The following is a 24197-nucleotide window of genomic DNA, read 5'->3' as shown; positions in this document are numbered from 1 at the left end:
ATCATGAAAGTATTTGCTGAACGCCTATTCGGTGCCCTCGACAGGGAGCTGAATGAAGTGCCCCTGAACGTCCATACCACAGAAGAACAATATCGTGCGTCGATAATGCTATGTAAAAAGGCAATGGCCAAATTGAAAAATTACATTTCCAGCTATGCTTTTGAGGACAAACCAGAGGAAATGAACTTTTTCAAAGTGATCAAACCTCAGTTTTACAGTAAGTACATCTTTTTTATAAATGTATATAATTTCATCATGCAGAAGCCGCTTGGCGGCGATGAGATCGTCAAAGATTATATCACTTACGAGCTGGCCGACCTAAAACGCTTCTTTGACCATAACCAGGCATTTTATCAGTATTATCGCTCAGGATCGTCGCAGATGGACGAGATCTACTTTACACGTGGGGGCTTTGACGTACAAGCTGAACTCGAGGATTTTGAGGAAGATGAAATGTACTCCACCAGCCACGATTATAAACTTTCCAAGATCATTGCTAACGAAAAATATCAGGATTATTTAAACCTTGAATTGCAAAGGATCATCCTCCATGACGAGCAACCCCAAGAGCCGGCTTTCGAATCCCCATTGACATGGACAGCCAACAAAACTGATCTGGTAGAATTGATCTACGCTTTGGTAGCGTTAGGGGTATTCAATAATGGTAATGCAGAGATCAAAACCGCAGTAAGTTTTTTCCAGGCCGCATTCCACGTTGACCTCGGTGCTTACTACCATAAATACACGGATATCACCCGCCGCAAAAAGGAACTGACCTCCTTTTTGGATAAATTAAAACTGGCGTTACTCCGGCGGATCGACGAGAAAATGGACGAAGATTTCTCTCTCCAACAAAAGATAAGGTTTTAAACCTACCCAATCATTTCTTGTGATTTAGCTATAAAACGACAGCTTTAAAGAAAAAAAAACACCTACCTCATGTACGAGGGGTGAAAAAGAAATTCAGGGTACTTCAACCTTTGCTTAAGAGATCGCCGCATGGTGCGGCGATCATTAAAACAAAGCTTATGTTGTCTTCAATATCCTGGCAGCAATTCCTCGCTGCCCTCGTCATCATTACCCTCGTTTACTATTTCTATATCGGATTACGGTACTATCAGAAAGACCTTCGGGCCATTGCCAACCGAAAGAAGGTCTCCGGGCTTAACCAAGGCGGAACCCATGGAACATCTTACCAGGTCATGGGAGTCGCTAAGCAGGAACATGGTGTATCTGTTTCCGATGCTGATCACTTGCATTTCGCTATCGATGACGAACCGGAAACGGAAACCATTGCAAATGAAGTTCACCCGGTCGCGAACACAACTGATAGAGGGCCGACTGAGGCATTACTAAATGATGTTTCCCAATTGATAAATGCTTTTAAGGAGGTTGACGATAAGGCTGAATTCCTTTCGCTGCTTCGTATCCAATATGATTCCTATCACGCGGATGGTGAAGCGATCGACTGGCCTGCGGTCAAGCAGCAAACGTTACAGCTGTCCGATGAAAAACTTCCTTTTTCAGTCTCCGAGGTAGACGTGCAACTCAGTTAGTAAAGGATCTCATTATAAACACTTTAAAAATTACGTCATGAAAAATCAACAAGTAAAAATCGTTACGGATTTGAAATTAGTATCAATGCGCATGATCATGCTTTTCAGCGCATTGTTTCTCGGCTTGCCGCTCTATGCTCAGGATGGAAATGCGGGTATTCAGGAAGCTACTACACAGGTCAAAAGCTACTTCGATACGGGAACCAGCTTGATGTATGCGATCGGCGCTATCGTAGGACTGGTAGGTGCGATCAAAGTTTACAAAAAATGGAACGATGGTGAACATGACACCGGTAAAGTAGCTTCCAGCTGGTTCGGCAGCTGCATCTTCTTGGTGGTCGTAGCCACGGTTTTAAAATCATTTTTTGGCGTTTAAAACTATCTGCCATGGCAATCTATCAGATCAATAAAGGCATTAATAAGCCGATTGAATTTAAGGGTTTGAAAGCGCAGTATATCGGCTATCTGGCCGGTGGCCTGGTCATCTTACTAATTCTCTTCGCCGCCATGTACATTATGGGTGTACCAGTCAGTATTTGTCTGATCATTACTGCGGTTTTAGGTAGTCTGCTCTTTTATCAGGTATTTAAACTAAGCCACAAATATGGTGAACACGGCCTGATGAAAATAGCGGCTAAACGCTACCTGCCAAACCACCTTAAATTCAGCTCCCGAAAAATTTTCTTACGGTTAAAACGATGATCATGATCTCACACAGCAAAGCGGAACAAGTTTTCCCCATTTATAAGATCGAGCACAACTGTTTGATCTCAGCGCAGGGCGATATGACGCTTGGTTTCAAAGTGAAGCTCCCCGAGATCTTCACCTTGTCGAACGATGAATACCATGCTTTCCACGAGGTATGGATCAAAGCGCTCAAGCTCCTGCCAAAGAACAGTATTTTCCATAAGCAGGATTGGTTCATAGGCGACCGCTATCAGGCGGCATTTGCAAAGGATGGTAAAGCGGTGTCAGAAACATTCCTTTCCCATTCCAGTGAAGGCTACTTTAATGAGCGGGCCTATCTGCATCACCATTGCCATATCTACCTGACGAAAAAGCCGGATAAGTTTAAACAATACACCAGTGCGGTCAGTACCTTGATGCGTAAACGCATTGTACCGGTACAAACTACCTGTGATGAGCTGTTTTATGAATTTCAGGATAGTGCCGGGCAATTTGTAAAGGTGTTGGAAGATAGCGGGTTGATCTCACTGACCCGTTTAGATGATGATCAGTTGGCAGGTACGGCGAAACGAACAGGTGCTTTAGAACAATATTGCTTCCTGTTGAACGAACATCAGCCTCCGGTTTTGAAAGACTTGCATATCCAGGACGAGATCCGTATCGGTGATGACCACTGCCAGCTTTACACGCTGAGTGATGCCGAAGACCTCCCGCCTTTGTGCGGGCCAAGGATCACTTACGATAAATACAGTACTGACAAGACAAAATTCAGTACCGGATTCGCCACACCGATCGGTGGTTTGCTGAACTGCAACCATTTGTATAACCAGTACATCTTTATCGAAGACAGTCAGCAAACTTTGAGAAAACTGGAGGCTAAAAAATTGCGCTTACAATCGCTATCCGCCTACTCGCGGGAAAATGCGATCGGCCGGGATGCCACGCATGACTTTTTGAATGAAGCCATCAGCCAGCAGCGTTTACCGGTAAAAGCTCATTTTAATATTCTGGCCTGGACAGATGACCCTGCCGATCTAAAGGACCTGAAAAACAGGGTCAGTTCATCCTTAGCGCAAATGGATGCACAGCCTAAACAGGAAACAGACGGTGCTGCACAGATCTGGTGGGCTGGGTTGCCGGGCAATGAAGCAACTTTCCCTATGAATGATTCCTTTGATACATTCGTCGAACAAGCCTCTTGTTTTCTTAATCTGGAAACGAACTACCGCTCAAGTTTAAGTCCTTGTGGATTGCGGTTAGGTGATCGACTTTCGGGTAATCCGGTTCATGTGGACATCAGCGATGACCCGATGAGCAAAGGGATCACCACAAATCGTAATAAGTTTATTTTAGGTCCGTCAGGCAGCGGCAAGTCATTCTTTACCAATCACTTGTTACGTAGTTATTTTGAGCAGGGCGCGCATATCGTTTTGGTGGATGTGGGTCATAGCTACCAGGGCTTATGTGAATTTGTTGGGGGATACTACTTTACCTACACAGAACAGGATCCGATCAGCTTCAACCCCTTCTATATTCCGGAAGGCGATCACCTGGATACCGAAAAAAAGGAAAGCATCAAAGCGATGATCCTTGCGCTCTGGAAAAAAGAGGACGAAGGTGTACAGCGTTCAGAATATGTAGCTATCTCTGATGCTTTGTATCACTATTACGAAAAGTTAAAGGAGCAGCCTGATACTTTCCCGTGTTTCGACACTTTCTACGAGTTTTTGGCGGGTGATTTCTACGAGACGATGAAGCGATCCAAAGTAAAGGACCATCGTTTTGATATCGATAACCTGCTCTTTGTGCTGAAACCATTTTTTAGAGGTGGCGAATACGCTTACCTGCTGAACGCGAAGGAAAATTTGAACCTCCTGCAAAAACGGTTTATTGTATTTGAACTGGATAACATTAAAGATCATCCCATTTTGTTTCCGGTCGTAACGCTCATCATCATGGAAACGTTCGTCTCTAAAATGCGAAAGCTTGATAAAGCTACCCGTAAGATGATTCTGATCGAAGAGGCCTGGAAAGCCATCGCGCGTGAAGGAATGGCCGAGTATATCAAGTACTTGTTCAAAACAGTGCGGAAGTATTTTGGGGAGGCGCTGGTGGTCACCCAAGATATTGAAGACATTATAAGCTCTCCCGTGGTAAAGCAAGCGATCATCAACAACAGTGACTGTAAGATTCTGCTTGACCAGCGTAAATACCAAAATGACTTTCCTAAAATTCAGCAGCTCTTAGGTATAACGGATAAGGAAACCGCGCTGATCATGAGTATGAACAGGAACAACGATGAAAGCTTAAAGTACAAAGAAGTTTTCATCAGCCTGAATGGCCAGCTTTCTAAAGTCTACCGCACTGAGGTGAGCCGGGAAGAATATTGGACCTATACCACCGAATCTTCGGAAAAAGCAAAAGTACACGCCTACGCGAAAAAATACGGCAGTATACAGCGCGGTATTGCAGCTATCGTACGGGAAGAATTAGAACAGGCAGCATAAAATCATCATGAAAAGATCACTCATTTCAATGCTATTGCTAATAGCGGCTCTTGCAGCATGCAACAACAGGTCTGTCAAATTAATTACAGGCAAATATGTGCACGAAGGACAAAGCGAATACAGCATTGCATACGATACTTTGATAGTCCAAACCATAATTCCAGATCAGATCTATCGAGTCACATTAAAGACCGGTTTTAATCGTATACACAACAAAAAGCGGTCACCAAAGGAATTCAAAGTTAAAACCTGGAAAGCGACATGGAACGAGAGAACTCGAATGTTATCCGAAACGGATTATGGACGGCAGCTTCTTCTTCTTCCTAATGATCAGGCATTCCAACTCAAAGCATCAAAATTTACGCGTCTCTAAGGCCTTGGGTATTTGGTTGATCTTTTTACAACACACCGATCTCATTTAGTAACAAGGAGGTATTATGAAAAAAATCAAGATAATGATCACCGTGTGGCTTGCATTGCTGCTATCGATCACCTTAACAAATAAGGCAAAAGCACAATTTGTCGTGACCGAGGTTATCAAGATAACGGTCACAAAGGTTATTAAAGCGATCGATCTGAAAGTTCAGCGAATGCAGAATAAAACCATTTGGTTGCAAAACGCCCAAAAGGTGATTGAGAACCAGCTTTCTAAATTGAAGCTCACCGAGATATCAGCTTGGACAGATCAGCAGAAAAAGCTTTACAGCGATTACTACACCGAACTCTGGAAGATCAAATCGACCATTGCTTACTACCAACGGATCAAAGACGTAACACTCAAACAGGCCGCATTGGTACAGCAGTACCACCGCGCCTGGACCTTGTTCAAACAGGATAAGCATTTCAGGCCGGAAGAATTGAGCTACATGGAAAATGTGTACAGTGGGATTCTGAAAGCCAGTATGCAAAATTTGGATCAGATCTTAATGGTCATCAATGGCTTTAAAACGCAAATGACAGATCAGCAACGTTTGGAACTGATCGACAAGGCCGGCGATCAGCTGGACGAGAACTATAACGATCTAAAGCAATTCAATAACCAAAACATCAGTATCATTCTACAACGCAGCCGCGATTTAGCAGATACTAGATCAATCAAAAAATGGTATGGGATCAATTAAAGATATGAAGCATAAGGCCGATCAGATCAGCCTTAAAAGTAAGGTTTTGCTAACGTATACGCTCCTGACCTCAGCAGCAGCTTTGCTGTCCGCTCATGCGGATGCGCAAACAATTGCCGAATGGTTCTCTCAAAAGAAAACCCAGAAAAAATACATTTTGGAACAGATCGCTGCACTACATATGTATTCCAGTTACGTCAAACAGGGTTACAATATTGCGCACAACGGCTTAGCCACGATCACCGGTGCGCTTGGCCAGGAATTTGAGCTGCACAATGAATATTATTCAAAGCGAAGCGCTGTCAACCCGGTAGTGAAGAATAGCCCGCAAGTGAATCAGATCATGACCTGGCAAAATGAGATGTTGGGCAAGTTTGCCCGAATCGCTCAAAACGGTGAGCTTACACTCGAACAAAAGGTTTACTTCCAAAAGGTCAAAAAGGCGCTGTTAGCTGATTGTGAGCACCAGTTATCCTTATTGCATGAGCTGCTCAAAGATGGGAAACTGCAAATGAATGACGAGGAACGGATCAGCAGGCTTGACCAGATCTATACCGCCATGCAGGATAATTACCGCTTCACTTCCAGCTTTATTGGCCAATTACAAAGATACAGCCTCCAACACCAACAAGCTTTTCGGGATGATCAGGCGATCAGGGCGATTTATGGCGATCATCATTAACTGAGCATTATGAAAAAGCACATCATCAAATCAGCCACTACGGTTTTGCTATTTATTTCGATCAGCTTTTCGAAAACGGCCAATGCGCAGGGCCAGGAAATGCAGCAATTATTATTGAATATGGAGAAGCTGACCCAGTTGAAAAGTATTCTGGCCAATATGAAGACCGGCTACCAGATCTACGAGCAAGGGTATGGTACCGTATCTTCTTTAGCTAAAGGGAACCTTAGTTTGCATGGCGTCTACCTGAATGGCCTCTTACAGGTCAGTCCCGTGGTTCGGAACTATGGGCGGGTTGCGGAAATAGTAAGCCAGCAAGCCAGTTTACTCAAGGAGTATAAGACAGCCTTCGCCAGATTTAAAAAAAGCGGGAGTTTCAATCCAAAAGAACTGAATTACATGGGCAGCGTTTACGCGCATTTGGTCAAACAAAGCCTTAATGATCTAAGCGATCTGGCCAACGTCCTCACGGCGACCAAGCTACGGATGAGCGATGACGAACGGATCAAAGCCATTGATCGGATCTACACCGGCAGTAATGATAAACTGCAATTCCTTCGCCATTTCAACCGTCAAGGCACCATGCTTAGCTTACAACGAACCAAAGAAATGGGCCAGGTCAAAACGGTCAAGCAACTTTACGGGATAAACAACTAATCTAAATTTATATGAAAAAGAAACATTGGATAGCCGCGATGATCGCGGTTACGGCTATCGCTTTGCCCGGACTTTCCAAAGCCGAGGGGTTGGCGGGCGACATACAGGGTTTACAAGGCACGCTCAACGAAGTTTATAACGACATGCTGCCGATGTGCAGCCAACTGGTCGGTGTCGGAAGGGCCATCGCGGGATTTGGTGCCTTAGGTTATATCGGTAGTCGTGTATGGCGGCAGATCGCCAGCGCAGAGCCAATTGACTTTTACCCGCTCTTAAGACCTTTCGGATTGGGTTTAGCCATTCTGTTATTCCCGACCGTGATCGCGGTGGTCAATGGGATCATGCAGCCCACGGTAAACGCAACAGGCAATATGGTCAAGAATTCTGATGCGGCCATAGCAGCACTGTTAAAAGCGAAACAAGATGCAGTAGAAAAAACAGATACCTGGCAGATGTATGTGGGTTCAGATGGAGATGGTGACCGGGATAAATGGTATAAATACACGCACCCGGACGATCCTACAGGTGAAGACGAAGGGATGTTTGCCAGCGTTGGGAATGACGTAAAGTTTGCAATGGCGAAGGCGTCCTATAATTTCCGCAATACGGTCAAACAATGGATGAGTGAAGTTTTGCAGGTTCTCTTTGAAGCAGCCGCACTTTGTATTAATACCATCCGAACGTTTTACCTGATCATCCTCGCCATTTTAGGGCCGATAGTTTTTGGCCTCGCTGTCTTTGATGGGTTCCAACATACGTTGACCGTTTGGCTGGCCAAATACATCAATGTTTTCTTATGGCTACCAGTGTCTAACATCTTCGGGGCTATCATCGGAAAAGTTGAGGAAAACATGCTGAAGCTGGATATTTCGCAGGTACAAACTGCGGGTGATACGTTCTTCAGTTCGACCGACACGGCCTACCTCATATTCCTGATCATCGGTATTATCGGTTATTTCACGGTACCGAGCGTAGCCAATTACATTGTGAATGCCGGTGGCGGCAATGGCTTACTTCAAAAGGTCAATTCGATGGTCAGCATGGCATCCAATACGTCTATACAGGCTGGGTCAGCTCTAGGTAGCCGCATGGCTACCGGTGCGGTCAATCTGATCAATGCACCTGGTCACTTTGCAGATGGCTATCAAAATAATGGGCAGAATGCTTCACCCACAGCGAATGACCTCCAGTCGCAACGCATTGCAGGTAAACAAGGATCTTAAACTTAAACATCAACGATCATGTTCACACATCTCAAAAACATCGAAACAGCTTTTAAACACGTCAAAATATTTACCTACCTGCTGATCGCAGCGTGTATGGTGATCTCTTGCTTTGCCATGTACAAAAGCTATCAGGCCGCCGATATGGCTGGCCGGCATATCTATATTTTGGCTAACGGCAAAGCCTTGGAAGCATTTGCCGCGGATCGGAAAGATAACATTCCGGTGGAGGCTAAAGATCACATCAGCATGTTTCACCATTACTTTTTCACGCTTGACCCGGATGAGAAAGTGATCAACGCCAACATCAGTAAAGCGCTTTACCTGGCTGATGAGAGTGCAAAGAACCAGTACAATGACTTGAAAGAGAAAAGCTATTACAATAATCTGATCTCCGGTAATATCTCTCAGCAGGTCGTTGTCGACAGCGTCCGTTTGGACATTGACCAGTACCCATACTATTTCAAATGTTATGCGACGCAAAAACTGATCCGGTCCACTTCCACGGTAAACCGGAGTTTGATCACCCAGGGCTATCTAAGGAATGTCACGCGTTCGGATAACAACCCACACGGCTTCCTTATCCAGCAATGGGAAACAATAGCCAATAAAGATACGACCATTCAACGACCATAGCCATGAAGTTTTTTAAAGATCAACATACCCGTGCCAACCAAAACCAGGCATCAGATCGGGCGGCAGTGGCCATTGCTAACGGTATCCTCCATTTGCAAAAACGTTTGGCAATAACGATCAACGTCTGGTTCAATGGATTTTCCAAGAGGCGGCAAAAATGGATGTTAGGTTTGATTATGTTGGCCTTAACGATCTGGTTACTAACCACCCTTAGTGGACCATCTGATGCCCTTTCAAAACAAAGCAAGGTACCGTATAGCGCGGTTCACATCGGCAGGCCGTCAGATCTGCCTGAACCGCAACACGGCCAAAAACAATTCACCGATTCTCTAACGATAAAATAACAGATCATGGAAGTAACAGCTAAAAGCGGTCAACTGCCGCTGCATACACCGGATTTCTTAAAACAACGCAAGTTCATGGTGATGATACCTGTACTCATTATTCCCTTTCTACTGATGGCTTTTTGGGCCTTAGGTGGTGGGCGACAACAAAGCAATTTCGACGCAAACAACCCGGCGAACGGGTTGAACACCACCTTGCCTCAGGCGCAATTCAAAGACGAGCAAGAGAAAGACAAAATGGGTGTTTATCAAAATGCTAAAAAGGATTCGGTCGGATTAAATGCCGATGGGATCAGTCCAGCGTTTACAGAGGCCTTAGGTTTAAATGGCACAAAATTACCCAGAGGAAACTCATCGGTAAAGCTGAACACCAGCGTAACATCGGATGCCACTACAAACAGTGCAGAAGCCAGTGAGGTGCAGATCAAAGCTAAGCTTGCACAGATAAATAGCCAGATCAACCAGCCGGAACAGACCAGATATGCAGGTGGCGGTTCATCAATACCCGAAACAGATGCCGATGTTAAACGGCTTTCGAAGATGATGAAAAGCATGAACAACACAGGTGCCGGGGCTGATCCTGAAATGAAACAGTTAAGCAGAATGCTAACACAGATCCAAAATATCCAAAACCCGGAAAGCGTTACGGAAAAGAAAACGGTGAACAAGCCGGAAAAGCCTTTCAAAGCGATCGCTGCGACGATAGATGGCAAGCAAAAAGTGCGTGACGGCGGAGCAGTTAAATTAAAACTGACAGAAAGCGTTACGCTCAAAGGCCAGCTGTTTCCTGTGGGACAAGAGGTTTATGGAACAGGGCAAATTACGAATCAAAGGCTGATCGTACGCATCAGCAACATTCGCATAGATCAGCAGATCGTGCCAGTAGATCTGATCATCTATAGCCTGGATGGTATGCCCGGCCTCCCTGCACCGGAAGCGGAACTAAGTGCAGAGGTTGGCGCTAATGCCAATAGTGCGTTACAAAATATGCAGATCATGAGTATGGATCAATCGATCGCTTCCCAGGCAGCAGCAGGTGGCATAAACGCGGCAAAAGGTCTATTCAGCAAAAAGATCAGGAAGATCAAGGTGAAGTTAGACGATCAATTTCCTGTACTACTGAAGATCAATAAATAGCACAGCCCCATCGCTTATGTGCGAGAACGAAATCAATCAATTTTTAATCATAAAACGAGTAATTATGAATACCGAGAACGCAGAATTTTTAAAGAAAAGCTTGCTGAACCTGGGGTTCGGCGAAAGCTTAAACGGCGATTTGGAAAAACAGATCGGGGCCAAATCACCGGAGTTCGATCTTCAGACCCGTCATGAGTTCAACCAGAAAACAATTGATTACACGCTGCATTTTAAAGCAGGTAATGATCATGAAATGTATTTTTTTAACAAGTATGATGCAAATATCCCGCATCAGAATGATCCGGCCAAAGACCTGAAACAGAGTTTTTACATCAATAAAGGCAGCGGCATAACCGCAAAAGAAGCCTTTAACTTAATGGAAGGCCGTTCAGTTCACAAACAACTGTATAACCTGGAAGGCCAAAAATACCAGGCCTGGGTTGCTTTAGACAAAGATAACCTGAACGATAAAGGCAATATGAAGCTTAAACACTATCACGAGAACTATGGCTTCGATGTTAAGAAAGTGATCAGCGGTGTCGGGATCAAAGAAATGGAGAACCCGCAAAGCCAGGAAAACTTATTGCGCTCTCTAAAAAAAGGGAATGTACAGCAGATTACTGTGACAGCAGATGGCAAGGATACCAAATACTTCATCGCCGCCAATCCGCAGTTCAAAACGATCGACCTCTACGATGACAGCATGAAAAAGATCAAACGGGAAGCACTGTTGGAACCTGAATCGAAAATTAATAAGAAGTCGCAAAGCGAGCAGGCAAAAGAGGACCTGCCTGTAAAAAAGCAGACGCGTAAAAAAGGACTGGGTGTCTGATCAAATGAAGGAACGGGCTTTGAGTAGCCCGTTCCTTGATCTTCAATTATCTAAGTTTGATCACGCCTTGACAGTTTGCATTTCGGGCCAGTAGTTGAACGACAATTCTTCCGTGTCAACGAAGGTAAGAACGATCGCTCCCAACTCAGGATATGCTAACGGAGTGGCTTCTCCCGAAGTGCGATAATCGCGGTCTACGGTGCAGAAGTCAAGCATTCGCGATGGGATCTGCGTACGGGCGATCTGTGACAGGCGTTCTTCGCCCGGCTTTTCCATCAGCCATTCCCACGCCAGATCTTCCGTCAGGATCGTTGGCATCCGCTTTTTGGAGTTATGGATCTGTGACATGATCGTATTGGAATCTGTGATCCCAAATGCAACTGTATTCACAAATTGCCCGGTCTCCGGGTCTAACCACTCATTGTATAGACCAGGCATAAAAAAGTATTCATGGTCTTTGACGGTCACCTGGTACGGGTACTTGATCTGTTCTTTAAGTTCCTGTCCTTTTTTGCCGATCTTCGGTACGTGCCTCGACTCAACGATACCACTCGACAATACCAGGCAGCGACGGTTCTTGGCCGCATCAGCCCACATAGAGCGCTTACCGTCTTCTTTTGTATAAAGATTCTCCGATCTGAAGTTTAGCGTAGTGTATTTTGCACGGAAAATGTTCGCTTCGGCCCGGGTCTTGATATAGCCGGGAACATAGCCCCATTCCGCCTGGACGATGTCGAAATCTTTGCCATCTTCTGAAGCGACCAGTATCGCACATGGCGCATAATTAAACCCATTATGAACGCCCGTATTCAGGAAATTGTACTTCCTGACCTCTTTTGCCAGCCCCTTTAATTCGATGTATTCCGCCCTAGTTACGCGCTGTCCGTTGTAATAACACATGACCTATGCTTTTTTACTTTTAATGAATGCCGCAATTAATTTGCCAACTTTTTCTGCCTCATCCTGCCGCCCCTCCGGTACAGAGGTCCAGAACTTTTTGTCTTTAAGATCTATTCCTACCGTGAGGGTCAATGCTTTCCGCTCATCGCTGTACTGACAGTGAAAGACCCGTCTGTTCCCGATCGCTGCTTCGGTCACGATCACGGGTATGTTGTCTAAAATGACCTCAAATGTTGGTTCTACCGCTCTCACGTTTTTTAAAATTAAATTATTTATTCCAGATATAAAAGATCGTCCATGGTTCAGTATTAAAAGTGCAACCGTAGATCACACATCCTATAGGATTTGCTGTCAGCACTTTATTCGGTCGCACGAACACCTTGCGCAAAAATATTTCAAATATGCTTTGTTTTACTAATATTTTTAGCATTAATTTTGTTGCCTGTATGTGGATGGTAAAACGGTATAGATCTTAGGTCTCCGCGCATTGCACTATCCACTAATATTTTACAAAAATGTAATAGCTATCGCACTCATGAGCACTGACCGTCAGATTATTCATATGGACCAGGATGCCTTCTTCGTTTCTGTAGAGGTAAGGAAAGACCCGCGTTTGGTGGGCCGTCCGGTGATCATCGGGGGCTTATCCGATCGCGGTGTGGTCACGTCCTGCAGTTACGAAGCACGCAAATTCGGCGTACACGCGGCAATGCCTGCAAGGTTGGCTAAAAGTCTATGTCCGCAGGGGATCTGGATACGCGGTAATATGGATGAGTATTCCAAAGCCTCACACGAAATCACTGAGATCATACGCGAACAAGTGCCGCTTTTGGAAAAGGCCAGCATCGATGAACACTACATCGATATGACCGGCATGGATAAACATTTCGGCACCCTTCGCTACGCCAGGGAGATACGTGCTAAAGTCATCCGGGAAACTGGCTTGCCGATCTCCTTTGGACTCTCGGTCAACAAGACCGTATCCAAAATGGCCACCAATGAATGCAAACCCAATGGTGAACTGAGTGTCGCACGCCCCGGTGTCCGGCCTTTTCTGGATCCGCTTTCCATACGAAAGATCCCTGGGTTGGGTGAAAAAACATTCATTAAGCTGAGTGATATGGGCATCAAAAGCATCCACACCCTGTCACAGGTTCACCCGCAGTATATGACCAGTATCCTTGGGAAAAACGGCATCTGGTTATTACAAAAAGCCAAAGGCATTGATGATGCCCCGGTTGTCCCTTACCAGGAGCGGAAAAGTATCGGCACGCAATCCACGTTCAGCAGTGACAGCATTGACATAGACACCATCAACCACTTACTGACCTCTATGGTCATGGATCTGGCTTTTGAACTCAGACAAAGTAAGAAGCAGACCGCCTGCGTGACCCTAACCATACGCTACTCTACATTTGAGACCGTGACCAAACAGGCAAGAGTGCCCTATACGGCATTAGACCGGGTGCTGATCGATAAGACGAAAGAGCTGTTCAAACAGCTTTACCAGAAAAGATTACTGATCCGGCTGGTCGGCGTACGATTGTCCGAACTGGTCAGCGGCTTTGAGCAGATCGATCTCTATGCCGCGTCAGAAGAACAGTATAGCCTCTACCAGGCCATGGATAAGATCCGGAACCGCTTCGGGCCGGGTTCTATTAAACTTGCATCGGGTGTTGACCTTAACCTTTAAGCTATGTACCTGAATGTTCACTCTCAATATAGTCTGCGTTACGGAACCATGTCGATCCCGACGCTGGTCGAGGAGGCCGCTGCGCGTGGCATTACGCAGATGGCGCTGACCGATATCAATAACTCCACGGGAATCATGGAATTTATGCGGGAATGCGACAAGACCGGTGTCCGGCCTATCGGCGGGATCGAGTTCCGCAGGGATAAGCAGTTGCTTTATATCGGTATCGCTAAGAACCGCGAAGGAATGCGGGAACTGAACGAGTTTTTGAGCGAACATAATTTACAAAAAATACCACTGCCGGACGCTGCGCCAGCTTTCCTCAATGCCGTTACCATCTATCCGTTTCAATACACCGGTGACCTGAAGAAAAATGAATACGTTGGCATTCGTTTCGACGAACTGAATAAACTTTTCGGCAAAGATATTGGAGCCGTTAAAGACAAATTAGTGGCATTGCAACCGGTCTTTGTGCTGGACAAGATCAGTTACCGTCTCCATGAATATTTGCGGGGCATAGATCTGAATATGGTACTGACCATGGTTCGTCCGGAGGACAAATGCCATCCGACCGATATGTTCCTGCCACCCGGACAGATGGAAGCGAAATTTTCCCGTTACGCCTTTATTCTGGACAATACCCGTAGGCTAATGGATGGCTGCGTCATGGATTATCCTAAAGGCCGGGTAAATCTGAATCGCAGCACGTTCACCGGCAGTAAAGCGAACGACCGGGAATTGCTGGAAAAGCTGACCATGAAGGGACTGTACTACCGCTATGGTAAACAAAATAAGCTAGCGCTCAAAAAGGTAAAGCATGAATTGAAGGTCATTGACGAACTGGATTTTTGCGCTTATTTTCTGATCACCCATGACATCATCAGATACTCATCATCCCAGGGCTACTATCATGTGGGACGAGGTTCCGGCGCGAACAGCATCGTCGCTTATTGTTTGAAGATCACCGATGTAGATCCAATTGAACTAAATCTGTATTTTGAACGGTTCCTGAATGCGCAGCGTACATCGCCGCCGGACTTTGATATTGACTATTCCTGGGATGAACGCGAAGATGTTCAGGATTACCTCTTTAAGCGGTATGACCGGTATCATGCGGCATTGTTAGGAACAATGTCTACCTTCAAGGATCGGAGCATTATTCGCGAGATCGGTAAGGTCATGGGCCTGCCCAAATCAGAGATCGACAGTTTCACCGATCCGCGGCAGGAAGAAGCCAACCAGAAAAATCCGACCTTTAAAAAGATCATGGCGATATACGGACTGATGTCCGACATGCCTAATCAGCGGTCTATTCACGCGGGTGGTGTGCTGATCACTGAAGAACCGATCACGTATTACACGGCCCTTGACCTTCCGCCGAAAGGGATGCCGACCGTGCAATGGGATATGTATGAGGCGGAAAAGATCGGTTTTGATAAGTACGACGTATTGAGCCAGCGCGGGATCGGCCACATCAAAATGGCGGTCAAACTGATCGAGCAAAATCAGCAGCGGAAGATCGACATACATCAGGTCAAGGTCTTTATGAAAGATCCGAAGGTCAATGCCCAATTGAAAAGCGGCGACACGATCGGTTGCTTTTACATTGAATCACCGGCAATGCGTCAACTGATCCGTAAACTGGGCTGCGAAAATTACCTGACCCTGGTCGCCGCAAGTTCCATCATCCGCCCCGGCGTGGCCAGTTCAGGTATGATGGGTGAATATATCAAATACCACCATGCCCCCGAGAGCGTCAAATACCTTCATCCGGTGATGAAAGAACAGCTCAGCGAGACCTATGGTGTCATGGTCTACCAGGAGGATGTGATCAAGATCTGTATTCACTTTGCCGGAATGGACGGCACGGACGCGGATATCCTCAGGCGCGGCATGAGCGGAAAATATCGTTCAAAAAAAGAATTCGATCGTTTGGTCGAACGCTTTTTTGAAGAAGCAAAGAAACTGGGCCGGCCGGATGATGTCGTAGCTGAAGTATGGCGGCAGGTATCGTCATTCGCAGGGTACAGTTTTTCTAAAGCACACTCGGCCAGTTTTGCGGTAGAGAGCTATCAAAGCTTGTTTTTAAAGACCTACTACCCGCGTGAATTCATGGTGGCGGTACTCAACAATTATGGTGGATTTTACACGCGGTCGCTATATGTCCATGAATTGCAGAAATCTGGTGCCACCGTTCATTTGCCCTGTGTCAATAACAGCGACAGCATCGTCAACATCAATGGCACCGACGTCTATCTGGGCTTTGTCGGCATCCACGGATTAAATGATCATTTCATCGACCTGATACCCGAAGAGCGATACGCCAATGGCATTTATAGTGGCTTGGAAGATCTGATCAAAAGAACAGGCATCGGGCTGGAACAGGCGATCATCCTGATCCGTGTCGGTGCCTTGCGGTTCACCGGGAAAAGCAAAAAGGAACTGCTTTGGGAGGTGCATTTATTGATGGGTACCAAGGTTAAGGCAACTAACGAAGTGGAACTGTTCGCGGTAGATGTCAAAAACTACAGCCTGCCTGTGCTCGTCAATACCCGGCTTGAGAACGCTTATCATGAGCTGGAACTTTTGGGGTTCCCTTTAAGTATGACCGCCTTTGAGCTGCTGCAGACCGACTATCGGGGTGAGATCGGTGCTAATGATCTGATCAATCATATCGGACAGCTGGTGAGAATGGTCGGTTGGTATGTATGTGAAAAAACGGTCCGCACCAAGACCGGAAAGCTCATGTGGTTCGGGTCGTTCCTGGATACGGATGGAAACTTTTTTGATACGGTGCACTTTCCGAATACGACCAAGGTCTACCCATTCCACGGAGCAGGCTGTTATCTTATTTATGGGAAAGTGGTGCAGGAATTCGGTATGCCCGGGGTCGAAGTGATCAAGTTTGCCAAACTTCCCATTTTAACGAACCCGGTAATAGATTAATGTCATGGATAGATGGAAGACCATTAGTGAAGTTTCGGGTCAAAAAATGGAGATGCAATTTGACCTGAAGAAAATGCCTGGTGAGCCGGGACCGAGTTATATGGTATCCATTGACGGAATGTTCCGTGGCTACATTAAAAAGAACGGGTCAGGTACATTTTCACCATTACTGGGCGCTGATCTATCTGATGATGAGTTAAAACTGATCAACACCGAACTAAAAAAATTAATCACCTGAGTGATCAGGTATGACCTTACATATGTTATAACTACTGACCATAGAAATGAAGGCCTGGCTTAAACATCCGGACGGAAGCAGCGATGTGATTCGCATCTTGCCTGACAGAGACGGTCCGGCTACACAATGTTACCAGCTTTATACAGCATATGAACAATACCCTTCTGCTTTGGGGAGGGTATTATTTGATGCGAACGGCTACTGGATATACGACGGCGATGAATTGACCATAGATCAGCAGGAACAGGTGGCCAGACTGATCATGGGTAGCGCAGAAAGGAAATAAGATGGAACAACTGGCGTTATTTGCAGAAGCAGGTCAAAGCAAGGGTTTACCTACGCAGTATCTGGAGTACTTCCCAAAACTGATCGAGCCGTTTGACGCACAGCGATTGTTGGAAAGGTTCATTGCAGAGACGCCATGGACACAGCAGGTCAGAAAGATGTATACCAAAGATGTGGTCACGCCCCGCCTCACCGGGTGGTATGGTGACCCGCAGGCCTATGACTACCAATCTTTTAAAAAAGTAGCACCAATGACCTGGACACCTGATCTGCTGACGATCAAACAACTGGTCGAGCCGCTGGCAGGTACCAAATTTAACAGCGTGCTGCTGAATTATTACCGCGATGGCAATGACTCCGTCGCCTGGCACAGTGACAAAGAAGACATTCTGGGTAAGAACCCGGTCATCGCTTCGGTTTCCTTTGGCCAGGTGCGTAGCTTTGATATACGAAATAAGGCGGATCACAAGGAGCACTATTCTGTCAGACTGGAACATGGATCGTTCCTGCTGATGAAAGCAGGGCTTCAGGAACGCTGGGAACACCGGATCGCCAAATCTACGAAGCCGATGGGGCCAAGAGTTAACCTGACCTTTAGGGTCGTAAAATAATAAGAAATGTTAAAACTGGAAGATACGATATATGGAAGCTGGGAAGCAGATGAATTGCTGGAGGAACTGATCCTGTCAGCACCTATGCAGCGGTTAAAAGCCGTCCATCAGGGCGGCGCGATCTTTTTGATCGACCCCTCACAGCGACACACCCGGTACGAGCATTCACTGGGCGTATGTTGGCTGGTTCGTCATTTCGGCGGCAGCATCGAAGAACAGATCGCTGCTTTGTTGCATGACGTCTCTCATACCGCGTTCTCACACGTGGGCGATCAGGTCTTTGGGTACTCCGGCGAGGATTACCATGAGCAGATCTTTACCGAAGTGATCAGCAGATCGGAGATACCTTTGATCCTTGCCAAATATGGTTATGATCAGGTCTTAACAGACTTCGAACGATATACCCTGTTGGAGCAGCCTTTACCGGAACTTTGCGCGGACCGCGTGGATTATACGTTGCGAGATCTTTTTCACGCGGGAATGATTAGCCAGGCAGATATTAACCACTTTTTGATCGGATTGACCGTAGAGGGCGGCCGCATGGTTCTGACCAGCGAAACGGCTGCCCGCTGGATCAGCAGGCAGTTCAAAAGGCTGAATGACGAGTATTTCAAGAAACCTGAGTACCTTTTCGCCAACCAGCGTATGGCAGAGATACTGAAAAAGGCGATCACTGATGGGGTACTGGAACGCATCGACCTTCAATTGGACGACGATGCCGTGATTGCTAAACTCCGGCGATCCGGTTATGAAGATGACCTGAACGCGCTCAGTAAGATGCAGGGCTTTGAACACTTTGCGGTCAAAGGGGCTGCTGAACGACTGAAACGCCGAGAACTGCATCCGACCATTGGTTCGTAATGCGTAACTTTCCATGGTGATCACATTATATGACTTTATGCGCATGGCCGAGGCCGAGCAATACGAAGCGGTCTGGACAGGTACTTTCCTGGGTGACCGCCTGGACAACGGGTATCGGGTACAATGCTATAGCCTGGGTACTTTTTATGTAGAGGTGTACTACGATCAGGAGGCGAACACCATTAAGCGGCTGCGATCGTTCTCCAAAGTGGAGCAGTTAGCGCCTTATTTATGACTTAAAATAAAAGGGTGGCAAGTCCTTAACGCAAAGTTTGCGATCTTGCGACCCGAACAACTTTATGAAAAAACGAACTATATTAAATTGGTGCATGGCTTTGGCCGCCTTCGGACTGATCTCTTGGGGCTTCAAAGGGCATCGCGCAGTTGCCACGATCGCCCAAAAGCATTTGAACGCTAACATCGCTTACGTGGCATCCGCCTATCTGAAGGGAGAGCAAATGGAAGATGTCAGCACCTGGGCTGACGAAAATCGGGATCTTAAGACCGCCCCCTGGCATTATATTAATCTGCCGTTGGGGCTTACACGGGACGCTTTCGTCAAAGCGGTTCAGGAAAGCGATAACAACGTGTATACGGCCATTCTCAAAACTGAAGCGACGCTTAAAGATGCCAACGCATCTGCTGAAGCTAAAAATGAAGCGATGAAATATCTGATCCACCTTGTTGGAGATGCACATCAACCGATGCATGTCAGCCGTAAGGAGGATAAAGGGGGCAATACGATTCAGCTGCGTTTCGACAACAAAGGTACGAACCTGCATAGCCTTTGGGATAGCAAACTGATTGACAAGGAAGGTTTAAGTCAGGAAGATATTGTCAAAACTTATGATGTAGCAACACCTGTAGAGATCAGAAAGTGGCAAAGTGACGGTCCCATTGAATGGCTGTGGGAAAGCTATCAGATCACCACAGATCTGTATGCCAATGCCAAACCCGGACAAAATATCGATGACGTTTATTATCAAAAATACATACCGGTGGTACGCAAGCGGATAGACCAGGCCGGTATTCGTCTCGCCGGGGAGCTGAACCGTCTTCTAGCTGGTCAAAAGGTGAAGACGACGGTGGTTCCAGCTACTGCTGCGTCATCGGTAACATCGCCTGTCACAGTAAAATTGGAAGAGATCAAGACCTACACAGGCAAAATGATCATTGTAAGCGGCAAAGTATTCAGTAGCCGGGACATTGGCAGTATGACACTGGTCAACCTCGGCGCTGCTTATCCCAACCAGTTGCTGACCATCGCTTTAAAAGGAAAGGCCAAAGAGCTGAGCAGCCAGATCGAAGGTAAGACCGTCACTGTCGAAGGCGAAGTGATAGAGTATAAAGGTAAACCGGAGATCATCATCACTGATCCTGGTAAGATCAAGTTCTGAATGTAGGTAGAGGGATAAGGTTCAACATCACTTTACTATAATTGAGATCTAAACTAAAGCGATGCATGAGTTAATACTCATGCATCGCTTTTTTGTTTAACATGGCGGTGCTAAGCAGATCAGCTTAGATTGATTACACATTCACGATACTAATAATTACCTGTAGCTGGCTGTCCCGTTGGCCAGGCTCTCCACTATATCTTTTCGATGAAAAGGATGCCGTTGTGATCCTTGACAGTTACTTCGATCAGATACGTCACACTCAGGTCCGCTTCTGAATTTTTGCTGCGCTGCAAAACCATCAGCCATCATGCCACCTGCTTTAATGTCCGATCAATAGCTTCGCTCAGAATCTCACTTGTTTACCCGCTACATGCCATTCCGCCGGGAAAAGCTGCGTTTGCCTTCGCTCTGCACTTGATCCTACGCTGAAAGATCAGTGACTTTTAAGATGCTATTTTCCAAAGAAAACGGACAAAAGCGGCGTCAAGCTCGGTCAGCCTTCACGTACGAACGCATAATGTCCTCCGCTTTGCTGCGGCCACCCTTCGGGACTTATAGTTCTCCCGCTCTGGCTCACGACCGCTTTTTTGACTTTCTTTTTTACCGTTTTTTCTTTTGAAAAATAGCTTTTAAGGGAAGTCTTCGGGAAAAGAGGGAAACGAAAAACAAATTTTTTAACCCTTTAAATTCTTTTTAAGATGAAAACAGCAGAAAAAAATGCAAACGGTGTACAAGGTACAGCAGCAAAAGCGAACGAAACTAACAGAAGCAGTAACCGCCCAAGTTTAACAGGCAAAGAAGCTAAACAAGATGGAAACCAAGCCGATGAAAAACCTGCCCAAACTTCGCAAGCTGCGGAAGTTGCGCCAGCCGAGGTCAAGGCCCATAGTACCGCTGCAGTGGATAACCAACCCGCTGACTTTGCGAATCTGCCCGCCACCGAAGCAGTAAGACCCGAGGTAAACACCGGGCCCGAAATAACAGACGAGGTAAAGTTCGAGCCAAAGAAGTTCGCGCTTAACTTAGAACAAACCTTGAGATCGGTGAACGACCTGCACCGTCTTTCTATACAGCGGTTAGCCCTGATCGCCCGTATCAAGACCTTAGAAGATTTCGAAGTACAGTTACAGGAGGAAAACGACGAGTTGGAAAGCAACCCGTACCAGGGCTGCAAGCTCATTATTCAGGATGATAAACGCCGTAAATTCGTGACCAACACCCCGAACCTGATCCGCATGGTATCGCAATTCATATTCGATGCCTGCCATGAAAAACTATCGGACATTGAAGCGAACATCGTTTTTCCGAATGCTTAGACGGTCATTGCTCCCGGCTCATTGTCGGGGGCATTTCCATTTATCTTACTAAACAGCAATTCCCATGTACGAGCAATTTATAGAACTGACCGACCAACTCTTTTGGGAAGGTTACGCCGAACAACTGGCACAGGAGAACCCCGCACAGTTTCAAATGGAACTAAGCGATTTTTTAAACACCTATCAATATTAAGGCAATGGAAGACAAAATTTTTCTATTGGTGAAAGTGACCATGAAGACCACCCACCAAGTCATACACGACGCCATTGCAGAGCTGCAAAAAAGCGACGTAGAAATTACCAGTACCAAAAATGTCAAGGTATTGCGTACCGAGATCATTCCACTCCATACCAAAACCACTAAATAATAAGACAATGGCACATCAACTCAATTTCGATCAGAAAACTGGCAAACACAGCTTTATGAGCGTTAAAGAAAAAGCCTGGCACGGCTTAGGGCAAGTTATCGACCGTTACCCGACCAGCAGCGAAGCTATCCAGCACGCGGGGTTGGATTATATCGTAGAAAAGCGCCCCTTATTTACTTATGATACCGCGAAACATTTAGGTGAGGGTAGCGATGATATCATCATACCTGAGATAACAGTACCAAATTTCTTTGCAACCGTCAGGGCAGACACAGAGCAGGTATTAGGGGTGGTTGGCAATGACTACGAAGTAGTGCAAAATCGCGATGCCTTTTCTTTCTTTGATGCTATAGTAGGCGGTGGCGATGGTATTTTATACGAGACCGCAGGTGTATTGGGCAGCGGAGAAAGGGTTTTTATTACCGCCAAGTTGCCTGACTATATTCGTGTTGGCAAAAAAGACTGGATAGAGCAGTATCTGTTTTTAACCACCTCACACGATGGTTTAGGCAGTATTACCGCAGCTTTTACGCCGATTCGAGTTGTCTGCAACAACACGCTGAACGCAGCGATGCGTAACCATTCGGGTGCCATTAAGATACGTCATACTGCCTCCGCAGCAGAACGTTTGAAACAGGCGCATACGCTCATGGGTATCAGCAGGGATCTAAGCCACGAAATGGAAGGCTTGTTTAATCAGTGGGCAAAAGTCCGTATTACAGACGGCGAGATCAAAAAACTGATACAGATCGCAATGGCACCCAACAAGGAAGTGTTGGAGAATTTGGCCAATGGCAAGTTTGACTTGCTATCCACCCATTACACCAACATCGTAGACAGCGTGTATGAATATGCTTTAGGAAGTCCAACCCAGCAAATCGGTACGACAGCAGGAACCGTATTTGGTGCGTATAACGCTGTAACGGGGTATTTTCAGAATGCGCGTACCTTCAAAAGCGAGGAAGCTAAATTCAGATCGATCATGGACGGCACCGCAAAGCAGCGGGCACAAACTGCCTTTGATCTTTGCCGGGACTTTGCAACACATGGCGCAGAAGCATTAAATTGTAATTGATCTGCTAAGGGGGAGAAATCCCCCTTGCTTCCAAAATTGCCGGACGGCGGGCTATCGCCCGCCCGTTTGAGGACGCCCCCTGTTTTCGTTATGTTAATGATATTGGTGAAAACAGGGGGCGGTATATGATCTACAATCTTTTGACCTCCGACGCGGGTATCTCCACCGGAACCGAAGGTACTGGTATTTATAAAAATGTGAAAAATTGTTAGCTTGCGCATTCTTAGCCGGAACTTACGGCTAATTGTGATAAGGTTTAGGTTGAAAGTCCCTTGCAGCGAGTGTTAAGGGACTTTTATTTTATATCTTACAGCATGATAGGTGTCTGTAAACTTTGCCTTAAGGATAAAGAACTGATCAAACGTTCCCATATCTTTCCTAATTTTATGTATAAGGGCATTCCTAACCAAAAAGGCCAGATCAACGTGGTGAACTCGAATCACCCTTACCAGCGCAAAACGGTGCAGTCTGGAGCTCATGAACGTTATATACTTTGTGCAACCTGTGACAATGAGATTTTAGGAAGCCTGGAGCGATATGCCAGTAATTATCTTTATCGTCAGCCCTATTTAAAAGAAAATAAAGACTTTAAACAGCTGCACCTCAAAGCGGACGTAGGTGCTGTTGAATGCCTGAACCTTAACTTCCATAAATTTAAGCTATTCCTGCTATCGCTGCTATGGCGTGCTAGTATCTCGGATGAAGGCCTGTTTGTTAATTTTAAGCTTCCGCCCGACGCCGCGGAATTTGTTAGGAAAGCAATATATGAAGACTACATAGTCGATGAAACGGTATTTCCATGTATTCTGCTAACCTGCGACAATGAAAAGGTGCAAACCGATTACGTAGGCATTGATGCATCGAAAGCAGGTATCGTGAAATTTTATATCAACGAATTCGCCTATACGTTTTACATTGATCCTCAAAGGATCGATGAGGAAGTTATGTTCTTTACCATCAAAATGGATCAGCCAATGCGAATTATGACAGTTTCAAAAAGAACTTGGTATCAGATCCGCTTCTCTATTGCAGCGGCTATTGCAAATGCGGTACGTCGAGATAAATAGTTAAAAGTTTCGAACCGGTCAGCATACTGCCAAATAATCAGGCAACTAATTTGAT

Annotated in this window: 29 protein-coding genes; 27 read left to right on the top strand and 2 right to left on the bottom strand. The window is 46.0% G+C overall.

Annotated elements, in window-relative coordinates:
* Positions 1 to 3: 3 nt before the first annotated feature.
* The 14 genes from AAGR14_RS04325 to AAGR14_RS04260 all read left to right on the top strand — a co-directional run bounded on the left by AAGR14_RS04325 (position 4) and on the right by AAGR14_RS04260 (position 11382).
* Complete coding sequence (locus AAGR14_RS04325) at positions 4 to 870, top strand: RteC domain-containing protein (protein ID WP_342647373.1); 867 nt, start codon at positions 4 to 6, stop codon at positions 868 to 870.
* Between the two features lie 80 nt (positions 871 to 950).
* A complete protein-coding gene (locus AAGR14_RS04320; protein ID WP_342647372.1) occupies positions 951 to 1556 on the top strand; it encodes a hypothetical protein in 606 nt (201 codons plus the stop codon).
* A gap of 85 nt (positions 1557 to 1641) precedes the next feature.
* Positions 1642 to 1932: a DUF4134 domain-containing protein gene (locus AAGR14_RS04315; protein WP_342648728.1), complete on the top strand. Its 291-nt coding sequence runs from the start codon at positions 1642 to 1644 to the stop codon at positions 1930 to 1932.
* 11 nt (positions 1933 to 1943) lie between these two features.
* Positions 1944 to 2258: a DUF4133 domain-containing protein gene (locus AAGR14_RS04310; RefSeq protein WP_342647371.1), complete on the top strand. Its 315-nt coding sequence runs from the start codon at positions 1944 to 1946 to the stop codon at positions 2256 to 2258.
* Positions 2259 to 2260: 2 nt separating this feature from the next.
* On the top strand, positions 2261 to 4750 hold the full coding sequence (locus AAGR14_RS04305) for a TraG family conjugative transposon ATPase (RefSeq protein WP_342648727.1): 2490 nt from the start codon (positions 2261 to 2263) through the stop codon (positions 4748 to 4750).
* A gap of 7 nt (positions 4751 to 4757) precedes the next feature.
* Positions 4758 to 5123: a hypothetical protein gene (locus AAGR14_RS04300; protein WP_342647370.1), complete on the top strand. Its 366-nt coding sequence runs from the start codon at positions 4758 to 4760 to the stop codon at positions 5121 to 5123.
* A 64-nt stretch (positions 5124 to 5187) separates the two neighbouring features.
* On the top strand, positions 5188 to 5871 hold the full coding sequence (locus AAGR14_RS04295) for a conjugal transfer protein TraI (protein WP_342647369.1): 684 nt from the start codon (positions 5188 to 5190) through the stop codon (positions 5869 to 5871).
* A gap of 4 nt (positions 5872 to 5875) precedes the next feature.
* Positions 5876 to 6553, top strand: a complete 678-nt coding sequence (locus AAGR14_RS04290) for a hypothetical protein (RefSeq protein WP_342647368.1) — start codon at positions 5876 to 5878, stop codon at positions 6551 to 6553.
* A gap of 9 nt (positions 6554 to 6562) precedes the next feature.
* Positions 6563 to 7210 carry a TerB family tellurite resistance protein gene (locus AAGR14_RS04285; RefSeq protein ID WP_342647367.1) on the top strand — a complete coding sequence of 216 codons (648 nt, stop codon included), beginning with the start codon at positions 6563 to 6565 and terminating at the stop codon, positions 7208 to 7210.
* 11 nt (positions 7211 to 7221) lie between these two features.
* Positions 7222 to 8433 carry a conjugative transposon protein TraJ gene (gene traJ, locus AAGR14_RS04280; RefSeq protein ID WP_342647366.1) on the top strand — a complete coding sequence of 404 codons (1212 nt, stop codon included), beginning with the start codon at positions 7222 to 7224 and terminating at the stop codon, positions 8431 to 8433.
* A gap of 18 nt (positions 8434 to 8451) precedes the next feature.
* Positions 8452 to 9069 carry a conjugative transposon protein TraK gene (gene traK, locus AAGR14_RS04275; RefSeq protein WP_342647365.1) on the top strand — a complete coding sequence of 206 codons (618 nt, stop codon included), beginning with the start codon at positions 8452 to 8454 and terminating at the stop codon, positions 9067 to 9069.
* A gap of 2 nt (positions 9070 to 9071) precedes the next feature.
* Positions 9072 to 9413: a hypothetical protein gene (locus AAGR14_RS04270; RefSeq protein ID WP_342647364.1), complete on the top strand. Its 342-nt coding sequence runs from the start codon at positions 9072 to 9074 to the stop codon at positions 9411 to 9413.
* A gap of 6 nt (positions 9414 to 9419) precedes the next feature.
* Positions 9420 to 10550, top strand: coding sequence for a conjugative transposon protein TraM (gene traM / locus AAGR14_RS04265; RefSeq protein WP_342647363.1), 1131 nt, complete (start codon positions 9420 to 9422; stop codon positions 10548 to 10550).
* A 64-nt stretch (positions 10551 to 10614) separates the two neighbouring features.
* Positions 10615 to 11382: a hypothetical protein gene (locus AAGR14_RS04260; RefSeq protein WP_342647362.1), complete on the top strand. Its 768-nt coding sequence runs from the start codon at positions 10615 to 10617 to the stop codon at positions 11380 to 11382.
* Between the two features lie 60 nt (positions 11383 to 11442).
* On the opposite strand, the gene AAGR14_RS04255 is transcribed toward AAGR14_RS04260, so the two are convergent.
* Positions 11443 to 12282, bottom strand: coding sequence for an SOS response-associated peptidase family protein (locus AAGR14_RS04255; protein ID WP_342647361.1), 840 nt, complete (start codon positions 12280 to 12282; stop codon positions 11443 to 11445).
* A 3-nt stretch (positions 12283 to 12285) separates the two neighbouring features.
* Positions 12286 to 12534: a hypothetical protein gene (locus AAGR14_RS04250; RefSeq protein ID WP_342647360.1), complete on the bottom strand. Its 249-nt coding sequence runs from the start codon at positions 12532 to 12534 to the stop codon at positions 12286 to 12288.
* Between the two features lie 283 nt (positions 12535 to 12817).
* On the opposite strand from AAGR14_RS04250, the gene dinB reads away from it, so the two are divergent.
* The 13 genes from dinB to AAGR14_RS04185 all read left to right on the top strand — a co-directional run bounded on the left by dinB (position 12818) and on the right by AAGR14_RS04185 (position 24142).
* Positions 12818 to 13975, top strand: coding sequence for a DNA polymerase IV (gene dinB, locus AAGR14_RS04245; RefSeq protein WP_342647359.1), 1158 nt, complete (start codon positions 12818 to 12820; stop codon positions 13973 to 13975).
* 3 nt (positions 13976 to 13978) lie between these two features.
* Positions 13979 to 16921: a DNA polymerase III subunit alpha gene (gene dnaE, locus AAGR14_RS04240; protein WP_342647358.1), complete on the top strand. Its 2943-nt coding sequence runs from the start codon at positions 13979 to 13981 to the stop codon at positions 16919 to 16921.
* A gap of 4 nt (positions 16922 to 16925) precedes the next feature.
* The gene (locus AAGR14_RS04235; RefSeq protein ID WP_342647357.1) at positions 16926 to 17159 is read left to right on the top strand and encodes a hypothetical protein; all 234 of its coding nucleotides are present in this window, start codon (positions 16926 to 16928) and stop codon (positions 17157 to 17159) included.
* A gap of 46 nt (positions 17160 to 17205) precedes the next feature.
* Positions 17206 to 17445 carry a hypothetical protein gene (locus AAGR14_RS04230; protein WP_342647356.1) on the top strand — a complete coding sequence of 80 codons (240 nt, stop codon included), beginning with the start codon at positions 17206 to 17208 and terminating at the stop codon, positions 17443 to 17445.
* Position 17446: 1 nt separating this feature from the next.
* On the top strand, positions 17447 to 18055 hold the full coding sequence (locus AAGR14_RS04225) for an alpha-ketoglutarate-dependent dioxygenase AlkB (protein ID WP_342647355.1): 609 nt from the start codon (positions 17447 to 17449) through the stop codon (positions 18053 to 18055).
* A gap of 6 nt (positions 18056 to 18061) precedes the next feature.
* Positions 18062 to 18916, top strand: a complete 855-nt coding sequence (locus tag AAGR14_RS04220; RefSeq protein WP_342647354.1) for an HD domain-containing protein — start codon at positions 18062 to 18064, stop codon at positions 18914 to 18916.
* 13 nt (positions 18917 to 18929) lie between these two features.
* Complete coding sequence (locus tag AAGR14_RS04215) at positions 18930 to 19151, top strand: hypothetical protein (RefSeq protein WP_342647353.1); 222 nt, start codon at positions 18930 to 18932, stop codon at positions 19149 to 19151.
* A 64-nt stretch (positions 19152 to 19215) separates the two neighbouring features.
* The gene (locus AAGR14_RS04210) at positions 19216 to 20313 is read left to right on the top strand and encodes a S1/P1 nuclease (protein WP_342647352.1); all 1098 of its coding nucleotides are present in this window, start codon (positions 19216 to 19218) and stop codon (positions 20311 to 20313) included.
* Positions 20314 to 21014: 701 nt separating this feature from the next.
* The gene (locus AAGR14_RS04205; RefSeq protein ID WP_342647351.1) at positions 21015 to 21632 is read left to right on the top strand and encodes a hypothetical protein; all 618 of its coding nucleotides are present in this window, start codon (positions 21015 to 21017) and stop codon (positions 21630 to 21632) included.
* A 64-nt stretch (positions 21633 to 21696) separates the two neighbouring features.
* Positions 21697 to 21825 carry a hypothetical protein gene (locus AAGR14_RS04200; RefSeq protein WP_342647350.1) on the top strand — a complete coding sequence of 43 codons (129 nt, stop codon included), beginning with the start codon at positions 21697 to 21699 and terminating at the stop codon, positions 21823 to 21825.
* Between the two features lie 4 nt (positions 21826 to 21829).
* Positions 21830 to 22000, top strand: a complete 171-nt coding sequence (locus AAGR14_RS04195) for a hypothetical protein (RefSeq protein ID WP_342647349.1) — start codon at positions 21830 to 21832, stop codon at positions 21998 to 22000.
* A gap of 7 nt (positions 22001 to 22007) precedes the next feature.
* Complete coding sequence (locus AAGR14_RS04190) at positions 22008 to 23075, top strand: DUF932 domain-containing protein (RefSeq protein WP_342647348.1); 1068 nt, start codon at positions 22008 to 22010, stop codon at positions 23073 to 23075.
* A 386-nt stretch (positions 23076 to 23461) separates the two neighbouring features.
* Positions 23462 to 24142, top strand: a complete 681-nt coding sequence (locus tag AAGR14_RS04185; RefSeq protein WP_342647347.1) for a hypothetical protein — start codon at positions 23462 to 23464, stop codon at positions 24140 to 24142.
* The last annotated feature ends 55 nt before the right edge of the window (positions 24143 to 24197 follow it).

The organism is Mucilaginibacter sp. CSA2-8R, from assembly GCF_038806765.1.
Taxonomy (GTDB): Bacteria; Bacteroidota; Bacteroidia; order Sphingobacteriales; family Sphingobacteriaceae; genus Mucilaginibacter.
The sequence above is the reverse complement of the archived record's forward strand: the minus strand, read 5'-3'. Positions and strand labels throughout refer to the sequence as shown.

Bases quoted from the DNA above. Each gene is read 5' to 3' on its own strand.
- AAGR14_RS04220 (WP_342647354.1), top strand. From the start codon at position 18,062: ATGTTAAAACTGGAAGATACGATATATGGAAGCTGGGAAGCAGATGAA.
- AAGR14_RS04210 (WP_342647352.1), top strand. From the start codon at position 19,216: ATGAAAAAACGAACTATATTAAATTGGTGCATGGCTTTGGCCGCCTTC.
- AAGR14_RS04270 (WP_342647364.1), top strand. From the start codon at position 9,072: ATGAAGTTTTTTAAAGATCAACATACCCGTGCCAACCAAAACCAGGCA.
- AAGR14_RS04300 (WP_342647370.1), top strand. From the start codon at position 4,758: ATGAAAAGATCACTCATTTCAATGCTATTGCTAATAGCGGCTCTTGCA.
- AAGR14_RS04305 (WP_342648727.1), top strand. From the start codon at position 2,261: ATGATCTCACACAGCAAAGCGGAACAAGTTTTCCCCATTTATAAGATC.
- AAGR14_RS04190 (WP_342647348.1), top strand. From the start codon at position 22,008: ATGGCACATCAACTCAATTTCGATCAGAAAACTGGCAAACACAGCTTT.
- AAGR14_RS04285 (WP_342647367.1), top strand. From the start codon at position 6,563: ATGAAAAAGCACATCATCAAATCAGCCACTACGGTTTTGCTATTTATT.
- AAGR14_RS04315 (WP_342648728.1), top strand. From the start codon at position 1,642: ATGCGCATGATCATGCTTTTCAGCGCATTGTTTCTCGGCTTGCCGCTC.
- AAGR14_RS04255 (WP_342647361.1), bottom strand. From the start codon at position 12,282: ATGTGTTATTACAACGGACAGCGCGTAACTAGGGCGGAATACATCGAA.
- AAGR14_RS04225 (WP_342647355.1), top strand. From the start codon at position 17,447: ATGGAACAACTGGCGTTATTTGCAGAAGCAGGTCAAAGCAAGGGTTTA.
- traJ (WP_342647366.1), top strand. From the start codon at position 7,222: ATGAAAAAGAAACATTGGATAGCCGCGATGATCGCGGTTACGGCTATC.
- AAGR14_RS04185 (WP_342647347.1), top strand. From the start codon at position 23,462: ATGTATAAGGGCATTCCTAACCAAAAAGGCCAGATCAACGTGGTGAAC.
- AAGR14_RS04230 (WP_342647356.1), top strand. From the start codon at position 17,206: ATGAAGGCCTGGCTTAAACATCCGGACGGAAGCAGCGATGTGATTCGC.
- AAGR14_RS04205 (WP_342647351.1), top strand. From the start codon at position 21,015: ATGAAAACAGCAGAAAAAAATGCAAACGGTGTACAAGGTACAGCAGCA.
- dnaE (WP_342647358.1), top strand. From the start codon at position 13,979: ATGTACCTGAATGTTCACTCTCAATATAGTCTGCGTTACGGAACCATG.
- AAGR14_RS04235 (WP_342647357.1), top strand. From the start codon at position 16,926: ATGGATAGATGGAAGACCATTAGTGAAGTTTCGGGTCAAAAAATGGAG.
- AAGR14_RS04295 (WP_342647369.1), top strand. From the start codon at position 5,188: ATGAAAAAAATCAAGATAATGATCACCGTGTGGCTTGCATTGCTGCTA.
- AAGR14_RS04310 (WP_342647371.1), top strand. From the start codon at position 1,944: ATGGCAATCTATCAGATCAATAAAGGCATTAATAAGCCGATTGAATTT.
- AAGR14_RS04195 (WP_342647349.1), top strand. From the start codon at position 21,830: ATGGAAGACAAAATTTTTCTATTGGTGAAAGTGACCATGAAGACCACC.
- traM (WP_342647363.1), top strand. From the start codon at position 9,420: ATGGAAGTAACAGCTAAAAGCGGTCAACTGCCGCTGCATACACCGGAT.
- AAGR14_RS04290 (WP_342647368.1), top strand. From the start codon at position 5,876: ATGAAGCATAAGGCCGATCAGATCAGCCTTAAAAGTAAGGTTTTGCTA.
- dinB (WP_342647359.1), top strand. From the start codon at position 12,818: ATGAGCACTGACCGTCAGATTATTCATATGGACCAGGATGCCTTCTTC.
- AAGR14_RS04215 (WP_342647353.1), top strand. From the start codon at position 18,930: ATGGTGATCACATTATATGACTTTATGCGCATGGCCGAGGCCGAGCAA.
- AAGR14_RS04260 (WP_342647362.1), top strand. From the start codon at position 10,615: ATGAATACCGAGAACGCAGAATTTTTAAAGAAAAGCTTGCTGAACCTG.
- AAGR14_RS04200 (WP_342647350.1), top strand. From the start codon at position 21,697: ATGTACGAGCAATTTATAGAACTGACCGACCAACTCTTTTGGGAAGGT.
- AAGR14_RS04325 (WP_342647373.1), top strand. From the start codon at position 4: ATGAAAGTATTTGCTGAACGCCTATTCGGTGCCCTCGACAGGGAGCTG.
- traK (WP_342647365.1), top strand. From the start codon at position 8,452: ATGTTCACACATCTCAAAAACATCGAAACAGCTTTTAAACACGTCAAA.